We start from the raw sequence: 18,155 nt of genomic DNA, 5'->3' as shown, positions 1-18,155 counted from the left end.
TCAGCCCATAGAGTGACGGTAACCGGCGGAATACGCGCCCGTTACATAATGTTCCAATTGCCGTTCGATATCGCCCAGCAGCGATGACGCGCCAAAGCGGAACAGGTCAGGTTCCAGCCAGCGGTCGCCCAGTTCGTCCTTGATCAGCGACAGATAAACCAGCGCGTCCTTGGCTTTCGAGATGCCGCCTGCCGGTTTATAGCCGACCCGGTATCCGGTTCGGTCATAATAGTCGCGGATCGCGCGGATCATGACCAGCGAAACAGGCAAGGTGGCGTTGACGCTTTCCTTGCCGGTTGAAGTCTTGATGAAATCCGCCCCGGCCATCATGCAGACCAGCGAGGCGCGCGCGACGTTGCGCAGGCTGCCCAGCTCTCCGGTGGCGAGGATGGCTTTGACATGCGCATCGCCGCAGGCGACGCGGAAGGCCTTCATCTCGTCATACAAAGCTTGCCAGTCGCCAGACAGGACGTGACGGCGCGAGATCACGATGTCAATTTCCTCGGCACCGGCCTTCACGCTTTCTTCGATCTCGGCCACGCGCAGATGGAATGGCGACAAACCTGCCGGGAAGCCGGTGGAAACCGCAGCAACAGGGATGCCGGTGCCATGCAGAGCGTCCACGGCGGTTTCGATCATGTCGTGATAGACGCAAACGGCCCCGGTTGTGATAGGCGGCATATCCAGCGCTTTCAGAACCGAAGGTGCAACGGGTTGCCGTGCCTTGGCACACAGACGGCGCACACGTCCGACCGTATCGTCACCCGACAGGGTGGTCAGGTCGATCATCGTGACCGCCTTCAACAGCCATGCGGCCTGATACTCTTTTTTGACAGACCGACGACCGGGCAGGGTCGCGGCGCGGCGTTCAATGGCCGAAGTATTGACCTGCACGGCGCGTACCCAGTCCAGATCCAATTCCATTCCAGGGTTTCTAGGCTCGGTCACTTGCGGCAGATGCGCGGTGCGCACGGGGCTTTCTGAGCTCTGCGTTTCCATCTTCACATCCTTTGGGAGGTTTGCGCCAAATTCGCACGGCTTGGCGCTAATTGGAAGGCACGGCGGCCTTGCGCGTGCAATTTTTTTGACCAAATGGACAAATTTAATGTTTTCTTGCGAATAATTCGCAATGACGTTGACTTAGTTGCGAATGGTTCGCATATTCATTCTCAAGAGGATACCTAAATGGGGTCAGAAATGATTCGTCGTAGTTTTCTTGCGGCTTTGGCTTTTGCCGCCGCTTTGCCGGTCACAGCCTGGGCCGAGGCACCGCTGAAAGTGGTTGCAACCACAGGCATGATCGCTGATGCGGCGCGTCAGATCGGTGGGGAACGGGTGGAGGTCAAAGGCCTGATGGGCCCGGGCGTCGACCCGCATGCTTACCGTCAGACCCGCAGCGATATCGTGGCTATGACCCGGGCGGATTTGATCCTGTGGCACGGTCTTTACCTTGAAGCGCAGATGGAAAACTTTTTCCATGATCTTGGGCGCAAACGTCCGGTCGTGGCTGTTGCCGAGGGTGTCGATAAGTCCAAGCTGCGCGCACATGACGATTATGCCGACAAGTATGACCCGCATGTATGGATGAGCCCGGCCGTCTGGCGCGATGTGGTGGTCGAAGTTCAAAAAGCCCTGACAGACGCGCGCCCCGAAGCTGCTGATTTTTTCGCCGCGAACGCGCAGACACATCTGGCCGAGATTGATCAGTTGGAAGCCTACGGCAAACAAGTGCTGGCCGACGTGCCGGAAAACAACCGTGTGCTTGTAACGGCGCATGACGCCTTTGGCTATTTCGGTGAGGAATACGGCTATGAAGTGCTTGGCATTCAGGGCATCTCGACCCAGTCCGAGGCCGGTTTGAACCGGATCGGCGAACTGGTCGATACCTTGGTAGATCAACAGCTGACGGCGGTGTTTGTCGAAAGCTCGGTTTCTGATCGGTCCATGCGCGCGCTGATCGAAGGGGCCGCGGCCAAAGGCCATGATGTTGGCATCGGTGGAGAGCTGTATTCCGACGCGATGGGTGAACCGGGCACGTACGAGGGTACGTATATCGGGATGCTGGATCACAACATCTCTGTGATTGCCGGGGCGTTGGGCGCAGACGTGCCCGAGCATGGCATGAACGGCAAATTGTCGGCGGGGTCCTGAACGATGCTGTCGCTGGCTGCGCATCAGGGTGCTTCGGTTGCTGAGAAAACTACAAAGGACTGCCCTCTGGTCATTCGCGGTCTGACTGTTTCTTACGGTCAGAAACCCGCCGTGTTTTCGGTGGATATGACCGTGCAGCCCGGCGCGATGACGGCGATCATCGGACCAAACGGGGCGGGGAAGTCTACGCTTCTGAAGGCGGCGCTGGGTATTGTCTCACCCCTGTCCGGGCAGGTTTCGGTTTTTGGTGAACCGCTTGAGAAACAGCGTGCCAGGATCGCGTATGTACCACAACGCGCCAGCGTCGACTGGGATTTCCCGACGCGTGTGATTGACGTTGTGTTGATGGGCCTGTCCCGCGAGCTGGGGTTGTTGGGCCGCGTCCGTGCTCGGCATATGTCCCGGGCTATGGACTGCCTGAACCGGGTCGGGATGCGCGATTTTGCCGACCGCCAAATTGGTCAGCTTTCAGGCGGCCAGCAACAGCGCGTTTTCCTTGCGCGTGCTCTGGCGCAGGATGCCGATCTTTATCTGCTGGATGAGCCCTTTGCCGGTGTCGATGCCGCGACAGAAAAAGCAATAATCGCAGTGTTGAAGTCGCTGAAAGAGGCTGGCAAGACCGTTGTCGTCGTACATCACGATCTGGCCACGGTGACTGATTATTTCGACCATGTATTCCTGATCAATACCCGCAAAGTGGCTGAGGGAACTGTGGCCGAGGCCTTTACCGCTGAAACCCTGCAATCGGCGTATGGCGGCCGTTTGGCCACAGCCCAAATCGACCAGATTTCACGCGCATTGGGGTAAATCATGCTTTGGGATGCTCTGACCCTTCAGCTGGGCTATAACGCCACGCTGGTCGCGATTGGTGCGACCTTGCTGGGTATATCCGCTGGTGTGACCGGCACGTTCCTGTTCCTGCGCAAACGCGCGCTGGTCAGCGACGCCATCAGCCACGCGACGCTGCCCGGCGTCTGCCTTGGGTTCATGGTTTTGGTCGCCCTTGGCGGCGATGGGCGCAATCTGATCGGTCTGCTGGCCGGATCGGCGGTGTCGGCTTGGGTCGGTTTGCTTTGCATGAACTGGCTGACTCGCCACACGCGACTGGCCGAGGATGCCGCCATTGGTGCCATCCTGTCGGTGTTTTTCGGTCTCGGCATCGTTCTGCTGACCGTGATCCAGACCATGGGCGTCGGTCGTCAGGCCGGGCTGGAAGGGTTCCTGCTGGGCTCAACCGCAGGGATGTTGTGGGCGGATGCGCTGGTCATCGCAATCGGTGGGGCAGCGACGCTGTTGCTCGTCATGATCATTCGCCGACCTATGACCATGGTCGCCTTCGACCCTGAATACGCTGCTGCCCGGGGCCTGCCGGTGCACCGGATTGATCTGGCGATGATGGGGCTGGTCATGGCAGTTACTGTGGTGGGCCTGAAAATTGTCGGGCTGATCCTGATTGTGGCGCTGCTGATTATCCCACCTGTCACGGCGCGTTTCTGGACGGACCGTTCGGACCGCGTGGTGCTGCTGGCTGGACTGGCCGGAGGGTTGGCGGGCTATCTGGGTGCGGCGATGTCAGCCTCGGCCCCCAATCTGCCCACCGGCCCGATCATTGTACTGGTCAGCTTTGGCTTTTTCGCACTGTCACTGTTACTTGCGCCTGTCCGTGGAGTTCTGGCAGCGGTTCTGCGGCACCTGCGGTTCCAGCGCCGGGTTCATATTCGGCAGGGTCTGCTGGCACTGGCGCAAGGGCAAAAGATCTATGAGCCACTGACCTTGCGTCTCTTGCGGCGTGCCGGTTTGGCGCGGGCGGATGGCGTGGCCACCGAAACAGGCAAGGCGCGCGCGGCCAAGGCGTTGCGCGATGAAAGGCGCTGGGAAATCGTCAGGGCTGATCAGATGCATGAGGCAACGGCTGCGCTCTATGACGGGTTGCGGGACATCGAAACCGTCCTGACCCAAGATCAGATCGCTGAGATCGACCGCCAGATCGGCGGCCCGCAGGAGGTTCCGGCATGAGCGGTGAAGAATTCGTACCCCTGTCTTTGACACCCTTGCTGATCGGCACGTTTGCCGCCATCGCCTGCGCTTTGCCCGGGAACTTCCTGGTCCTGCGCAAACAGGCCTTGATCGGGGATGCGATCAGCCATGTGGTGCTGCCGGGTATTGTCGTGGCCTTTCTGCTGACCGGAACGATTTCGACCTGGCCAATGATGCTGGGCGCCGCGGGCGCGGCAGTGGTGGCTGTGGTTCTGATCGAAGCTGTCAGGCGGCTGGGGCAGATCGAGGCGGGTGCCGCGATGGGGGTGGTTTTCACCACGATGTTTGCAGCCGGTGTGCTGCTGCTCGAACAAACCGATACTTCGACCGTACACTTGGATGTTGAACATGCGCTTTATGGCAATCTGGAAAGCCTGATCTGGTTGGACGCTGTGGGCTGGTCTTCGGTGTTGGATCCTGTGGCGCTGGCGGGGTTGCCGCCGGAATTGCCTCGGATTGCGCTGACTTTGCTGGCGGTATCTGTCTTTGTATGGCTGTTCTGGCGGCCGCTGAAGATTTCCACCTTTGACGAAGGGTTTGCGCGTACCATTGGTGTTCGGACCGGAGTTCTGGGTATGGCTTTGGTGATCACGGCAGCTATTGCCGCCGTGGCGGCATTTGACGCCGTGGGTTCGATCATTGTGATTGCCATGTTCATTTGCCCACCCGCAGCGGCGCGCATGATGACCAACCGGCTGGAAACCCAGATCGCATGGAGCATCGTCTTTGCCATCCTGTCGGCCGTCTCCGGGTATGTGCTGGCCGGATATGGTCCGCTCTGGCTGGGGGCGGCGGACGCGGTCAGTGCTGCGGGCATGATCGCAACAATGTCCGGCCTGATCCTTGCGCTTACGGCTTTGTGGGGGCCGTGCCGGACCCGGGCGGGTGCACCCGGAACCGCGTGACCCGGCATTTTCTCGCCGCTGGGTCCTGCGTGGTATCGGCCAAACTTCGCCACCCGACTTGAGGCCCAGAGAGTCTTCGCATCGTGAAACCGTATTCGTGGTATGAAATGACCCGTTGATTATTGGATGACCACCACTCACTCCGGATCGTTCGAGCAATCGCGCCCAGACTGACCGCAAGTCTAGGCTGGCACCGTGCGATTGTTCGAACGCCCCCTCCTCACATTAAATGCAAGCCAAAGCGGTGGCAGAATCGCGCGCGTATGTGCTAGGTCTGGTGGTATGGCGCAGGCACACCCCAATATCAGCGAAAATCGACCGGTCATCCGGCAACTTGACGACGCAGCAATCAACCGTATTGCCGCAGGCGAGGTTGTTGAACGTCCGGCTTCTGCAGTCAAGGAATTGGTGGAAAATGCCATCGACGCTGGCGCAACCCGCGTCGCGATCGACATTGCCGATGGGGGTAAGACGCTGATTCGCGTCACCGATGATGGCTGTGGGATTGCCGCTGAGGATCTGCCATTGGCCCTGTCGCGCCACGCGACCTCGAAAATTGATGGGTCCGATTTGTTGAATATCCACACCTTCGGGTTTCGGGGTGAGGCGCTGCCATCGCTCGGCGCCGTCGGGCGCCTGACCATTACCAGCCGGGTGCCGGGGGGCGAGGCGGCCTCGGTCCATGTGGCGGGTGGTCGGATCGAGGCGGTGAAACCTGCCGCCTTACGTGCTGGCACGGTGGTTGAACTGCGCGATCTCTTTTTCGCCACGCCTGCGCGATTGAAATTTATGCGCACCGACCGGGCTGAAGCGCAGGCGATTTCCGATACAGTCAAACGTCTTGCCATGGCCGAACCTGCGGTAACTTTCACTCTGCGTGACGTCTCTGGTGGTGGAGAGGGGCGCGTGACCTTCCGCGCCGACCGCGAAAATGGTGATCTGTTTGACGCGCTTCACGCCCGACTGGCCCGCGTGATCGGGCGCGAGTTTGCTGAAAATGCCCTGCAGATCGATGCCACGCGCGAGGGGATCCGGTTGTACGGTTACGCCGCCTTGCCGACCTATTCGCGCGGTGCGGCGGTGGAGCAGTATCTGTTCGTCAATGGTCGTCCTGTGCGCGACAAGATGCTGACGGGCGCGCTGCGGGCGGCCTATTTCGATTTCCTCAGCCGGGATCGTCATCCGGCAGCAGCATTGTTCATCGACTGCGATCCGACGTTGGTCGACGTGAATGTGCATCCGGCAAAGTCCGAGGTCCGGTTCCGCGATCCGGGCGTCGCGCGCGGGTTGATCGTCTCGGCCTTGAGGCACGCGCTGGCCGAGGCCGGGCACAGGGCCTCCTCCTCAGTGGCGAATGCGACTTTGGGCGCTATGCGTCCGGAACCGGCACAACCTGCGCCGGCACGCGTCTATCAGATGGACCGTCCCTCGCCAGCTGCTCGAAAAGTGGCGTATCAGGCACAGGCACCGGGATTTGCCGAACTGTCTCAGGACTACAGCGGCAGCATTGTCGAACCGGCTTCGGTCCCAGAAACACCGGTCGAAGACCTGCCTTTGGGGGCGGCGCGCGGGCAGGTGCATGAGAACTACATCATCGCCCAAACTGCAGACGGCATGGTGATCGTAGATCAACATGCGGCACATGAGCGGCTGGTTTATGAAAGGCTCAAAAACCAGATGGCCGAGAACGGCGTCGCAGCGCAGGCGCTTCTGATCCCGGAAATTGTTGAACTGTCCGATAGCGATTGCGCGCGCCTGATGCAGGTTGCGGATGACCTGACAAAGCTGGGTCTGACGATTGAACCCTTTGGCGGCGGTGCGGTCGCTGTGCGTGAAACGCCCGCCATTCTGGGCGAGGTGGACGCGCGGGCGATGATCCTTGATATATTGGATGAACTGGCCGATCAGGGCGAAAGCCAGATGGTACAAGCGCGGATTGAGGCGATCCTCAGCCGGGTGGCCTGTCACGGCTCGGTCCGGTCGGGTCGCCGTATGCGGGCCGAAGAAATGAACGCCCTACTACGGGAAATGGAGGCCACGCCCCATTCCGGTCAGTGCAACCACGGGCGGCCGACTTATGTGGAATTGAAGCTGAGCGATATCGAGCGATTGTTCGGCCGCAGTTGATCCATTGGCTTGGTTGGGCTATGGAGAATAAAACAAGAACACCCGAGGCGACATGATCGAGATTGCAGGAACACAATATGCACTGAACGACCCCGTGATCCTGACCGTGGGTGGGGTTGTTACGCTGATCTTGTTGTTGCTGTTCCTGTCGCTACGCGCAGCCAACCGGTCGGCCAGGATGGCGGAACCTCTGTCCCGCCAGATGGCGCACCTGGGCCAGCATGTGCAGCAGTTGGGGCAAGGGCAGGAACAATTGCGCGGCGGATTGCAACATGTTTCGGACACACAGGCCAATGCGCAGGTGCAGGTGATCCAAACGGTTGAATCCCGCCTGTCCTCGGTCCAGCAGCAGATGAATGACCGACTGGCGGATAACGCGATTAAATCGGCACGTGCCTTGGGCGAGATGCAGGAGCGGATGAAGGAATCCCTGCATGGATCATCCAAACAAACCGCGACATCGCTGACACAACTGCAGGAACGTCTGGCCGCCATCGACAAGGCGCAGGACAATATCACAAAACTGTCGGGCGACGTGCTGTCTTTGCAGGATATCCTGTCGAACAAGCAAACGCGTGGTGCTTTCGGAGAGATTCAGCTGAATGATATCGTCTCTAAGGCGCTGCCTTCGGATAGTTTCCAGCTGCAGGCAACCCTGTCGAATGGACGGCGCGCAGATTGCCTGATCAACCTCCCGAACCCTCCAGGACCGATTGTCATCGACAGCAAGTTCCCGTTGGAGGCCTATGAGGCGCTGATCGGTTCGACCAATGACATGGAGTTGAAGGCGGCGGTTCAGATGTTCCGCAGCACGGTGCGTAAGCACATTACAGATATTTCCGAGAAGTACATTCTGGACGGTGAAACGGCAGATGGAGCACTGATGTTCCTACCGTCCGAGGCGGTCTATGCCGAACTTCATGCCAAATTTCCTGAACTGGTGCAGGAGAGTTTCACCAAACGCGTGTGGATCGTCTCGCCCACCACCTGCATGGCGACACTGAACACGATGCGTGCGATCCTCAAAGACGCGCGGATGCGGGAACAAGCTGGGGCGATCCGCAAAGAACTGGGTTTGCTGCACAAGGATGTTGAGCGTTTGGGTGATCGGGTCGGCAATCTGGACCGCCATTTTGGGCAAGCGGCCAAGGATATCTCGGAAATCAAGATCAGCGCGGAAAAGGCTGGCCGCCGGGCACAGCGGTTGGATAACTTCGATTTCGAGGAACTGGCGCCTGACGATCAGACCAACGTTGTGCCTCTGGGCCAGTCCGAAGGCTAGGCATTACTGGATTGACAGATCCAGATTGTAGCCGACCGTCTTGTCCGAATCGCGGTCATTGCCCATCAGGTAGACCCGGATTGTGTAGTCTCCATCCTCAGGCAATTCGATGCGCGCGGTATTCCCGTCGATCGAGCCGTTGTAGATCGCGAAACCATCACTGTCCGGCGGCAGGATGTTGAAGTAGATCACGCCATAGCCATTTGTGTCGCTTACCTTCAGGTCGGCAAACATCTCTTGTCCGGCTTTTGCACCCAACTTGTAGTCGAAGTACTCGTTTCCAGTGACGGTACCATTGACCATTGTCCCGAAATTGCCCGGTTCGAACTTCACGTCAGCGACCAACTGGGCAGAAGCGACAGATGAAAAACCCATAAGGGCAACGATAAACAACATAGTCCGGATCATTTCAAATGCCTCCACCACTCAGCTTGCAGGGCAGGGTACCACATGAGCGCTGATTGCGTCAGATCTTCAGGAACGGTTGGAACAGACGCGGCATCAGCTTGTTGAATTTCAGCGGCGCGTCAGTGACAGCCAGACAAATGCAATCTCCGCTGATGTCGGCTGTCGGCGTATGGTGCAGGTCTTCATCTGCAATCTCCACATCGCCACGGGCAAAACGGTCGACCTCATCCGAAAACGCGCCCTGCAGAACCATTGTCAGCTCTACACCATTATGGCTGTGATCCGGAACTGCGGTCCCCGCCGGAATGAACAGCAACCGAGCTGTTGCTTCGCCGGTCGTCGGCAGGATCGCCTGTTTGACCCCCATGCCGATTGGCCGCCAGCGGATGTCATTCACGTCACCGCCCACGTAATCCTGCAACGGGGTTGGCAAAACCGAGCAGCCGGGTCGCCTGGGTTTGGCAATCGGCGCACCGTTTGCGATCAAAGCCATCGTTTCCGCAAGTGCTTTGTCGTTCATCGCAACGGTCTCGTCCTGTTCTTCCAGGACATATCCGCCAACGGCGTCAAAGCTTTCGGCCTGCGCACGACATTGATTGCACAGGGACAGATGTGTCGCGACCATCAGGTCGAAAGCCTCGGGCAGAGTGCCTGCGGCGTAAGCCATCAGCAGGTCGTCTGTCAGGTGATGTTTGATCTTATTGCTCATATCCGTCATCTCAATTCATCGCATGGCGCAAGCGGTCCAGCGCCAGCCGTATCCGTGATTTGATCGTTCCCAGTGGCAATCCAGTCTGAGAAGCGATTTCTCGATGGCTCAGATCGCCAAAATAGGCCTTCTCGATCAGTTGTCTTTGCGCCTCTGGCAGCGCGGTCATCGCGTTGCGCAGCTGCGCGGTCTCCTGTTGCAGCACGAGTATGTCGTCCTGCTCCGGTTCAGCTTCGGGTCCCCATCCCAGTTCTTCGGGCTCGGGTCGGCGTTGTTTGCGCAGGACGTCGATGCGCTTGTTCCGGGCGATCGTAAACACCCATGTGGCCACGGTTGCCCGCGTGGGGTCGAACAAATGTGACTTGTGCCACAGCGTGACCATCACCTCTTGTGCGCACTCTTCGGCCATGGCCGCATCTGAGCCCGACTTGATCAGGAACGCCTTGATCCGCGGCGCGAAATGCTGAAACAACTCAGCAAAGGCGACCTGGTCCTGCGTGTCCCTTATGCGTCTGACGTGGTCCACCCACCCAGCTCGTTTGTCACAACTGTCTTGCGCTCGGTTCACCGGTTTTCCCTTGATGCGTTTCTTTGCGCGCCACGGTTTCTGTGAAGGCCTGCTGGCCACCGGTTCATCCAAGGTCGCGGTATCGATCTCGGTAAACATAACAACAATACGCAGCGACACCCAAGCTGGATCACATTGTGATGCGAAATTAATCCAAACCGGACCATGTTTCGTATGATACGTATGTACATGACGAAAAAAACAGCGCCACTTGAACAGCTTACAGGAATACTGGAACACAGCCGAGAATGAACAGGATCGACCATATTTCAGGCCATACTTACCACGGTCGAAAAGGCAGGATCGAGAATGCGTTTCGGTATTCCATTGATTACATCCTGCTGGACCCCGAAGCCCGGCCTGACACACCGCTTTTGTTTTCGATGAACCGCGCCAATGCGATGTATTGGCGAGACCGTGACCACGGCGGTGAACCCGGCAAAGGGCAGAGTGCGGCGTGGTTGCGAGTTAAATTCGACGAAATGGGTGTGACGCAACCTGCAAGGCTTGAGTTGCTGACGCAGCCACGGGTGCTGGGGCATGTTTTCAATCCGGTCAGCTTCTGGTTCTGCTTCGATGCCGGTGAACAGCTATATGCGGTGGTAGCCGAGGTTACGAACACCTACGGCACGCGCCACAGCTATCTGTGCAACAATCCCGGGTTTGCGCCGATCCAGCCGACGGATCGCATCGTTGCGGACAAGCTGATGCATGTCTCACCGTTTCAAAAGATCGAAGGGACGTATGAGTTTCGCTTTGACCATCGCCCCGAGCGTATCGGCGTCTGGATTGACTATGGTCGAAAAGCGGGTGGATTGATTGCCACCCTGACCGGGCCGCGCGCGCCGCTGACCAACCGGGCGATCCTGTGGTCGTTGCTGCGGCGCCCCTTCGGTGCGCGACGTGCGTTTTTCCTTATTGTGTGGCAGGCGATCAAACTTAAGATCAAGAAGGCACGGTTTGTCCCGTTCCGAACCGCCCCTGTGCCCGATCAGCCGATATCCCGCAGTCGCAAGCCTTAGCCCTTAGGTCTTTGCTTAAGATCAAAGACTCAGCCCCTTCCTCATGGTTGTGGTACTATTGAAACCGCGAATACGAGGAGTTGGGTCATGATGGAAATTTCGCCAAGGAAAATTGCTCAGGTTGCAATGATGGGGCGCGAATTGGGTCGTGCCGAGGGCGAATTGCGCGCCTTTATTGACCGGATGAGCGAGGACGAACAGGCCGAACTGGTGGCTGTCATGTGGGTTGGGCGAGAAAGCTTTTTCGCCGAAGATCTGCCTGAGGCTATTGCAACCGCCAAGTCCGAAGCTTCGACCCCTTGCGCAGACTACCTGATCGGTACGCCGCATATGTCGGATCATCTTGAAAATGGCTTGGATGCACTGGGCATCTCAGCAGAGGATGTGGAAAACGACCTGATGTAAGTGCACCAACTATGTGCAACCGTTGCAGCCTGCAATACATTCGCTGAATACCCGGTTTTCGGATAACATGGTCAGGAAACCCGAAAGCCCGCATTCAGGCTGGGGTGCTATTAGACGGAGCGTGATCCATGTGGCGCGTCTTGCAATTGTTTGCGGTGTTCGCGCTTTGCGTGGGCTTCCATTCCCGCCCTGCCCAAGCCTGCGGCGTCTGCGTTGAGCTTCCGGAATATTCTCTGGCGGACCGGATTCTTTCGGCGCGTGTTATCGTGCTGGCGGCACCATCGCCAGACAACCCTTTCAGGTTCTCCCCCGTTTCGGTTTTGAAAGGCACGCCGGAACAGGTTGGGGCGTTGCCCGAAATACCTTTCCTGGTCGACAGCGTTACGCGATCCGCCTTTCGTGCGAATCCGGACAGAACGGTTTTGATGGTCTACGGGACGAGGTTTCAGGACAAGGCCGGTCGCAGCCTGCCCAGTGGTTGGACCAAAGGGTTCCTGATGACACCGGACAGGGCCCACTTCCTTAAAACACTGCGTGCCGAGGGGCAGGGCTGGGCCAGTGGCGCGCCGGATCGCGCGGCGCAGGTTGCCTTTTTCAGTGCCTATCTCACACATGAAGATCGCCTGTTGCGCAACACGGCGCTGATCGAAATCCACCGCGCGCCCTATTGGCTTTTGACCCACCTGACCGATGCTGTGCCAACCGCACAATTATTGCAGGATCTTCGCAATCCCAATCGTTTAGCCTACGCGCCGGCACTTATCCGATTGTTGGGTCTTCAGTCGGATCCGAAGGCTAAAGAACGCGTAAGGCTTGGCTATCAAAGCGCGCTTCGCAGCGGAAACCTCAACCTATACGACTGGGGGCTGGCGGGAATCACAGTTGATGGGGATCGGGCAATCCTTGAAATCGAAAAGTCGCTGCAACGGCCTGAACGCTCCGCCGACGAAAAGCGCATCCTGATCCGCAGTCTGGCCGATGGCGGAACGACCTATCCCGATTTGCGGTCCCGGATCCTGGATGTGTTTAGGCATCAGTTGGACAAAGACAGCACTGTTGCGATCTGGATTGCCCTGGCTGTACGACCTTGGGGTACCAACGCATTGAACCCCAACTTTGAGGCTATCATGGCCCAAAGCGAACTAGATCCGGCGACTCTGTTCCTCATGCGGGCCGCAATCGAAGCTGAGGAACCGGGTTAACGTTGTAGTGACGCTCCTCATAGTTCCAAATCGCACTAGGAAACAGATGGGGCAGCACTGTCGCCAAGCAAATGCATCTCAGCAGCCCCGGCGCATTCGAATTCAGAAAAATATCGCGCTTGATCAAAATCGTCTTGTATCTGGTCGACATGCAAGGATATACCGGCCAGCGGAGACGTGGCCGAGTGGTCGAAGGCGCTCCCCTGCTAAGGGAGTAGGCCCGGAAGGGTCTCGAGGGTTCGAATCCCTTCGTCTCCGCCACCTACCATTTCCGTTCAATTGGAAAAGATGCTTTTCAGCCCCTTATGGGGTTGTTTTGCCTAACACAATTAAGGTCGCTGTTGCTCTTCAATTGTATTCGATTACTCGATCAAAGATCGGTTGTTCTTGATGTGGCGTTGCACCATATGCCGAACCTGCTTGCCTTTGGCCGGGATCGGACGCGCTGATGGTGGTACGAAATCCTCTGTGGCCAAGGCGGGAAACAGTTCCAGCATTTCTGCCCGTGCCGCAGCCGGCACCGTCCTGAGGGCCTCGGCGCCAGCAAACAGACTTTCCGATGGGGCACCTTGGGCAAAGACGATCTCATGCTGTTCGAACAGCATGTGATAATACTCGACGGTTTGAGTGTTTTCCTCGACCGAGATACCGGAAATTCCAACCAGCGCGTGCGCGGCCACGAGGATTTCGCTGGTTTCGAACATTCGGATTGCAATGGCGGACCGCACCAGCATCCGGTGTTGCGGGGAAACAAGTAAGTCGCGCTGAGGCAGTCCGCTGCCTAATGCACCGGCGGCGATGCGGATCGGGCGCAGTTTGGGCTTTTCCGACAGCTTTTGACTGGTCAGCGTACGCGCACCGATCCAGCGGATACGCTGCGGACCCCGGTCCATCGTCTCAACCAAATCGCCTACACTCAGACGTTCGATCGCAATATCTCCACCCGGTGTCCGGATCAGTGTGCCAGCCGTAAAGCAGGGCACGTCAACGATGGATGTGGGGTCGGTTGTATCAGGCGCATTGCCTGGCGTGACGTTGACAATCGTCATCGAATAGGCAGTGCCGGGTTCCAAAGGCTCTGACGTAATATAGCCTGCCAGGTCACCCTCGACCTCGACCCGGTAGACGGTGATGGTGCCACCGTCCGGATCGGTCAGAATATAGGATTCTTCAAGGTAAATATCACCACTGAAAAATGTTGTGGACCCGTCCAGATTGGTGACCGTACCGGTCTGTGTTAAGTCATCGCCGCTTTCGTTGCTGTTGAAGTCGCCGTTAAAGACGGTGCCGGTATCGGGCAGCGTTGGATTCCCGGGTCGTGACAGAATGTCACCGCCTGCTGCATCCTCGACATTGAAAACGTGCCGGTCAGTGGCCGGGTCAAAATCGGTGTCCAAAATGACCTGGCCCGACCCCACCGTGATGACGTCGGGATCATATCCAATGTAGGAATAGTTTGCCATTTACAACTCACCACCTTTTTTGCGCGCGCCGTTCATTTCAGTCAGAACTTTTGGCACATAAACCACCATTCAATAGGTATTTTCAGCAACAGTCGCCAATCAATCCCCTTATTTCAAGGCAATACCACGGCATTTTTTTGAATTCATGAATGTGGCTGGCCTTTTTACCATAACGCTACTCTGCCATGGGCCTGACTTTCGTTAAGGCAGTGCGGTGGGCCGCGCTGGGTACCGATCTCACTAGCTAAACTGTGCAACGGTGATCGCGTTGCGAAATGTCATGACGATGAGCATGGCGCTAACACGGGTAGAAGCCATATTGGCCTGTGTAGTGATGCACCTTCCCAACCCGGTTTTTTTGTCCCTGATGCGCGAAGACCCTGAGATTCGCGTATCGATCCTGACTTCGACCTTTACCCATCTGCATTCGGTGGTCGCACAGCTTGAATAACTCAAGGCCCAGACTGGCGCGCAGCAGGTGGCCAAATTTTTGATGAACCTGTCCGACAAGGTGGCCGACGGCTGTGAGGTTGAGCCGCCTTATGACAAGATGCTGATTGTAGGACGCTTGGGCATGAAGCCCGAAAGCCTGAGCCGTGCGTTTTCGCAGCTCAAGCCGGAGGGCGTGAAAATCAACCGTAATCACTCGGTTGCCGCGGATACCCAATGCCTGCGCGATTACGCCGAAAACAACCCGTCCAAAAAGTAGCGCAAACTCTGCTAGAGCAGTGCAATTTGCACAGACATTTTGATCTATTTGCTAGCGTTTTTTTGCATATTTGTGTACAATGACGCTAGTTCTGCCGCGTATTTCGGCGGGGGGTGCAGCATGACACACGACCGCAACGGTGGCCCTGACAGGCCGCCCTTGGTTGCGCTCAGCGTCGCCAAGGTCGCTCTTTCGGTTCGGGCCAAGCTGCTGGTGGCATTTTTGGGAATAACCGGTCTGCTGGTTTGCTTGGTGTTGTTTGGTCTTTATGCCTTGCTTCAGGCCAATCTCCGGTCCGAGACGATGATGCGCGATCAGGAACGTATTGCGTTCTTTAATGACACCCACACAACGATCTCGAACCTGAACACACATCTACTGTCCTTGTTCGTTCCGCAGAACCTGAAAGGCCGTCCACGTCAGAACGGAATTCTGGGGGCTTCTACGCGTTCGATACTTCACGTCTCGGCAGCACTAGAGCGAAACCTTGCCCTTGGTTTTCGCAGTTTCGGACAGCCGGGAATGCCAGATGAGCAGGCGATCGCGAACCTTCGATCTGACCTTCAGGACATATTACCGGCAATCACTGAACTGCGCCGTCTGAACCGCGAAGGCGATCTGTTAGCCGCAGCGCAACACGGTATCGACCACATGTTCGAGCCGCTCCAAGCCATGCAGCGCGAGGCGTATACCGTGGCGCAGAATGTCGAACAGGAAGTGCGCGAACTGGCGCGGACTACAGAACAGGCATATTTGACTTCACGCCTAAGCATCACGGCTGCGGCGATCGCGGCGATTGGGATTGCCCTTTTGTTGGGATATTCGATTTCGTCGTCCCTGTTGTGGCCGATCGAACGTATCCATGCGGTGCTCAGCAAGCTGTCCCGGGGTGGGTTCGACAACCGGATTACGGTTCCCAATCGGGACGAACTGGGCGAGCTGGCAAACCACGTGAACCAGACCAGCGAAAAACTGGGTGCGCTTTACGGGCAAGTCGAAGTGCAAAAAGCCCAACTAGCTGATTTGAATGCAGCGCTGGAAACTCGGGTCGCCAACCAGATAGAAGAGATCGAGCGCACCAATCGTCTGAAACGCTTCCTGCCGTCTCAGGTGGCAGCGATGATTGTCGGCGCGACGGATGAGGAGGATGTCTTGAGGACCCGTAAGGCCGAGATCACAGTTCTTTTTGCCGATCTGCGCGGTTTCACGGCCTTCGCCACCGTTGCCAATGCGGATCAGGTCGTCGCGGCGCTCAACGCATTTCATGGCACTTGTGGACCGCTTGTCGAAGCCTGCGGGGGAACGTTGGAACGGTTTCTCGGCGACGGTTTGATGGTTTTGTTCGGCGCGCCAGTGCCGCTGGATGATGCTGCGCAGAGAGCCGTTGATCTGGCCCAGAAAATGCAAGTGGATGTCCGAAAGGCGATGGTCCCGTACAGGGCTGGTATCGCTCAGCACGGTCTTGGTCTCGGCATTGGGATCGCAACGGGCGCAGCAACCTTGGGTCGGATTGGTTTTGAGGGTCGTTTGGATTACTCGGCAATTGGGCCTGCACCCAATCTGGCGGCACGCCTGTGTGAAATCGCCAAGGACGGTCAGGTGCTTGTCTCAAATGCGACTGCGCGTCAGGTCCGGATAGATATGACCCCGGCGGGACCGTTCGATCTGAAAGGCATAGGAACCCGCGTTTCGGCCTATGAACTGGCGCGTCTGGTCGAAAGCCGGACGGCGCCTCACGTTTGTGCCCCCTATCCCTGACAAATGCAGGGAGTTGCGCTCGTCGTAACTTCAAAAGGAGGGGTCGGGCGGTCATTTGCCAGCGATGAGCGCGCCTGCAATCTACAAGACTGAGCCAACCAAAACAGCTTCAGTGCGCACGCTGATGACGGCCCGATGGGACGGCAACTCACCCGATGCGTGGGTCAGCGAGTGTGTTTGACTTGATGTGGGGGGACGAACCGACTGTTAACCAGGGCGCGGTCCTTTTCGTCCTACCTGGCAGATAACTGTCCCGCAAAGCGTTGATTTCGGATGTCGTCCGGGGATGTCTTGTAGTGGGCGCGAAAGGCGCGACCCAAAGCGACAGCAGAAGAAAACCCAGTGGCTGCCGAAATCTCTCGCTGCGACAGATCCGTTGTTCGAAGCAACGTGTCAGCCCGTTCCAGACGAAGTTCTCTGTACGTTGTCAAAAGCTTTGTGCCGGTTCTGTTCAGGAACCGACGCTGCAACTGTCGGGTAGACGTTCCCAGCATTTGCGCCAGATCCGAGATCCGCAATGGGTCCTCAAGATTATCACTCATCGTTTCGATGGCTCGGCGCACTTGTGGATCGGCCTCGGACCGTTGGAAAAGCCGGATTGCAATATGGCTCTTGGCGGTCCTTTTGGGCTCGGACAGGCCGATGTATCCGCGCAGAGTGTCTGCGAGGTGCTCTCCGTGATCGATCGAAACGAAATTGGACAACAACCGTAATGCGCTCAACCGGGTCGATGCGCTGTGCAAACGGTTATCATAGGCCATGTGGATACCCGAACCATCTTCGATCAGTCCGATTTCCTGCGCTGCGGCCGTGAAGTTGGGGTGCACCGCGGCGACTGTTTTCTCTGCACGCCCGATTTGAGCAAGCAGCAAAACGGCGCTGCCGACAAGTATTGTGCGCGACGACAGGTTCACAACCTGCGAGGTCCATGATTTCTCAGAGTCATCCAACCGCCAGTTTTCGTGGATATCCCCCCAAAACAGTGCCGTTCGCCCAGACCAATAGAGCGGCCCTCCGACCGGGTCTTTAGCTAACCTGCGAATGTTGATGATGTAAGAATGATGTTCGACCAGCCTGTTCAAGGCATCAAAGAAATCCAGAACGATCTGTGCAGATGCTTCGGTGTCCGCGCCAGAGAGGACAACATCGACGTGATGATTTCTGTTGGGTGTTTGCCTGGCAACGCAGGCTTGCCGTGAACGGGCATTTTTGAGGACATAGTGTTTCATTGTTCCTCCACCTGATGGTCTTCGGCTTTGCCCTTCGGGGCACCGCTCATTTCTTTTGGCCGACCCCCGCTTTTGGCGGGGGTCGACCGTAATTTGCAGCCCGTTTACTCAGCGGCTTCTTCGTATGCGTCCATTGGGGGGCATGTGCAGATTAGGTTTCTGTCGCCATATGCGTTGTCG

Annotated in this window: 18 protein-coding genes and 1 tRNA gene; 13 read left to right on the top strand and 6 right to left on the bottom strand. The window is 57.5% G+C overall.

Annotation, left to right across the window (positions count from 1 at the left end; all coding sequences use genetic code 11):
- A complete protein-coding gene (deoC, locus tag AC2FI9_RS02875) occupies window positions 1-999 on the bottom strand; it encodes a deoxyribose-phosphate aldolase (RefSeq protein ID WP_496726335.1) in 999 nt (332 codons plus the stop codon).
- Window positions 1,000-1,197: 198 nt separating this feature from the next.
- On the opposite strand from deoC, the gene AC2FI9_RS02870 reads away from it, so the two are divergent.
- The 6 genes from AC2FI9_RS02870 (at window position 1,198) to AC2FI9_RS02845 (ending at window position 8,502) form a co-directional block, all read left to right on the top strand.
- The gene (locus tag AC2FI9_RS02870; protein WP_496766089.1) at window positions 1,198-2,151 is read left to right on the top strand and encodes a metal ABC transporter solute-binding protein, Zn/Mn family; all 954 of its coding nucleotides are present in this window, start codon (window positions 1,198-1,200) and stop codon (window positions 2,149-2,151) included.
- A 3-nt stretch (window positions 2,152-2,154) separates the two neighbouring features.
- Window positions 2,155-2,958, top strand: coding sequence for a metal ABC transporter ATP-binding protein (locus tag AC2FI9_RS02865; RefSeq protein WP_496765399.1), 804 nt, complete (start codon window positions 2,155-2,157; stop codon window positions 2,956-2,958).
- Window positions 2,959-2,961: 3 nt separating this feature from the next.
- On the top strand, window positions 2,962-4,167 hold the full coding sequence (locus AC2FI9_RS02860) for a metal ABC transporter permease (RefSeq protein ID WP_282119542.1): 1,206 nt from the start codon (window positions 2,962-2,964) through the stop codon (window positions 4,165-4,167).
- The gene (locus AC2FI9_RS02855) at window positions 4,164-5,093 is read left to right on the top strand and encodes a metal ABC transporter permease (protein ID WP_496739593.1); all 930 of its coding nucleotides are present in this window, start codon (window positions 4,164-4,166) and stop codon (window positions 5,091-5,093) included. The genes AC2FI9_RS02860 and AC2FI9_RS02855 overlap by 4 nt, the downstream gene beginning before the upstream one ends.
- Before the next feature lie 282 nt (window positions 5,094-5,375).
- Entirely contained in the window at window positions 5,376-7,220 is a 1,845-nt protein-coding gene (mutL, locus tag AC2FI9_RS02850) for a DNA mismatch repair endonuclease MutL (RefSeq protein WP_496765397.1), read from the top strand.
- Between the two features lie 52 nt (window positions 7,221-7,272).
- Window positions 7,273-8,502, top strand: coding sequence for a DNA recombination protein RmuC (locus AC2FI9_RS02845; protein WP_496765394.1), 1,230 nt, complete (start codon window positions 7,273-7,275; stop codon window positions 8,500-8,502).
- A gap of 3 nt (window positions 8,503-8,505) precedes the next feature.
- Here the strand turns inward: AC2FI9_RS02845 and AC2FI9_RS02840 are convergent, their stop codons facing one another.
- Genes AC2FI9_RS02840 through AC2FI9_RS02830 form a run of 3 tightly spaced genes read right to left on the bottom strand, consistent with a single transcriptional unit; the run spans window position 8,506 to window position 10,286 of the window.
- Window positions 8,506-8,910: a hypothetical protein gene (locus AC2FI9_RS02840; protein ID WP_496765391.1), complete on the bottom strand. Its 405-nt coding sequence runs from the start codon at window positions 8,908-8,910 to the stop codon at window positions 8,506-8,508.
- A 58-nt stretch (window positions 8,911-8,968) separates the two neighbouring features.
- Window positions 8,969-9,619, bottom strand: coding sequence for a ChrR family anti-sigma-E factor (locus tag AC2FI9_RS02835; protein WP_496765389.1), 651 nt, complete (start codon window positions 9,617-9,619; stop codon window positions 8,969-8,971).
- Window positions 9,620-9,629: 10 nt separating this feature from the next.
- Window positions 9,630-10,286, bottom strand: a complete 657-nt coding sequence (locus tag AC2FI9_RS02830) for a sigma-70 family RNA polymerase sigma factor (RefSeq protein WP_496765386.1) — start codon at window positions 10,284-10,286, stop codon at window positions 9,630-9,632.
- A gap of 149 nt (window positions 10,287-10,435) precedes the next feature.
- On the opposite strand from AC2FI9_RS02830, the gene AC2FI9_RS02825 reads away from it, so the two are divergent.
- The 4 genes from AC2FI9_RS02825 to AC2FI9_RS02810 all read left to right on the top strand — a co-directional run bounded on the left by AC2FI9_RS02825 (window position 10,436) and on the right by AC2FI9_RS02810 (window position 13,077).
- Complete coding sequence (locus AC2FI9_RS02825) at window positions 10,436-11,209, top strand: DUF1365 domain-containing protein (protein WP_496765383.1); 774 nt, start codon at window positions 10,436-10,438, stop codon at window positions 11,207-11,209.
- An 87-nt stretch (window positions 11,210-11,296) separates the two neighbouring features.
- Window positions 11,297-11,614: a DUF3775 domain-containing protein gene (locus tag AC2FI9_RS02820; protein WP_108860111.1), complete on the top strand. Its 318-nt coding sequence runs from the start codon at window positions 11,297-11,299 to the stop codon at window positions 11,612-11,614.
- Between the two features lie 128 nt (window positions 11,615-11,742).
- Window positions 11,743-12,816 (top strand): hypothetical protein, encoded by a 1,074-nt coding sequence (locus tag AC2FI9_RS02815; protein ID WP_496765381.1) that lies wholly within the window; start codon window positions 11,743-11,745, stop codon window positions 12,814-12,816.
- Between the two features lie 171 nt (window positions 12,817-12,987).
- Window positions 12,988-13,077 (top strand) — tRNA-Ser (locus tag AC2FI9_RS02810).
- Window positions 13,078-13,178: 101 nt separating this feature from the next.
- On the opposite strand, the gene AC2FI9_RS02805 is transcribed toward AC2FI9_RS02810, so the two are convergent.
- Window positions 13,179-14,279: a Hint domain-containing protein gene (locus tag AC2FI9_RS02805; RefSeq protein WP_496765379.1), complete on the bottom strand. Its 1,101-nt coding sequence runs from the start codon at window positions 14,277-14,279 to the stop codon at window positions 13,179-13,181.
- Window positions 14,280-14,571: 292 nt separating this feature from the next.
- Between AC2FI9_RS02805 and AC2FI9_RS02800 the strand changes: the two genes are divergently transcribed.
- The 3 genes from AC2FI9_RS02800 (at window position 14,572) to AC2FI9_RS02790 (ending at window position 16,746) form a co-directional block, all read left to right on the top strand.
- Entirely contained in the window at window positions 14,572-14,730 is a 159-nt protein-coding gene (locus tag AC2FI9_RS02800; protein WP_496765377.1) for a hypothetical protein, read from the top strand.
- Window positions 14,731-14,757: 27 nt separating this feature from the next.
- A complete protein-coding gene (locus AC2FI9_RS02795; RefSeq protein WP_496765375.1) occupies window positions 14,758-14,988 on the top strand; it encodes a hypothetical protein in 231 nt (76 codons plus the stop codon).
- Between the two features lie 120 nt (window positions 14,989-15,108).
- Complete coding sequence (locus AC2FI9_RS02790; protein ID WP_496765373.1) at window positions 15,109-16,746, top strand: adenylate/guanylate cyclase domain-containing protein; 1,638 nt, start codon at window positions 15,109-15,111, stop codon at window positions 16,744-16,746.
- A gap of 233 nt (window positions 16,747-16,979) precedes the next feature.
- Here AC2FI9_RS02790 and AC2FI9_RS02785 read toward each other — a convergent pair whose 3' ends face one another.
- Window positions 16,980-17,975 (bottom strand): helix-turn-helix domain-containing protein, encoded by a 996-nt coding sequence (locus AC2FI9_RS02785; protein WP_496765368.1) that lies wholly within the window; start codon window positions 17,973-17,975, stop codon window positions 16,980-16,982.
- Window positions 17,976-18,155 lie beyond the last annotated feature (180 nt).

The sequence above is a fragment of the Ruegeria sp. CDSA246 genome (genome assembly GCF_059611225.1).
The sequence above is the reverse complement of the archived record's forward strand: the minus strand, read 5'-3'. Positions and strand labels throughout refer to the sequence as shown.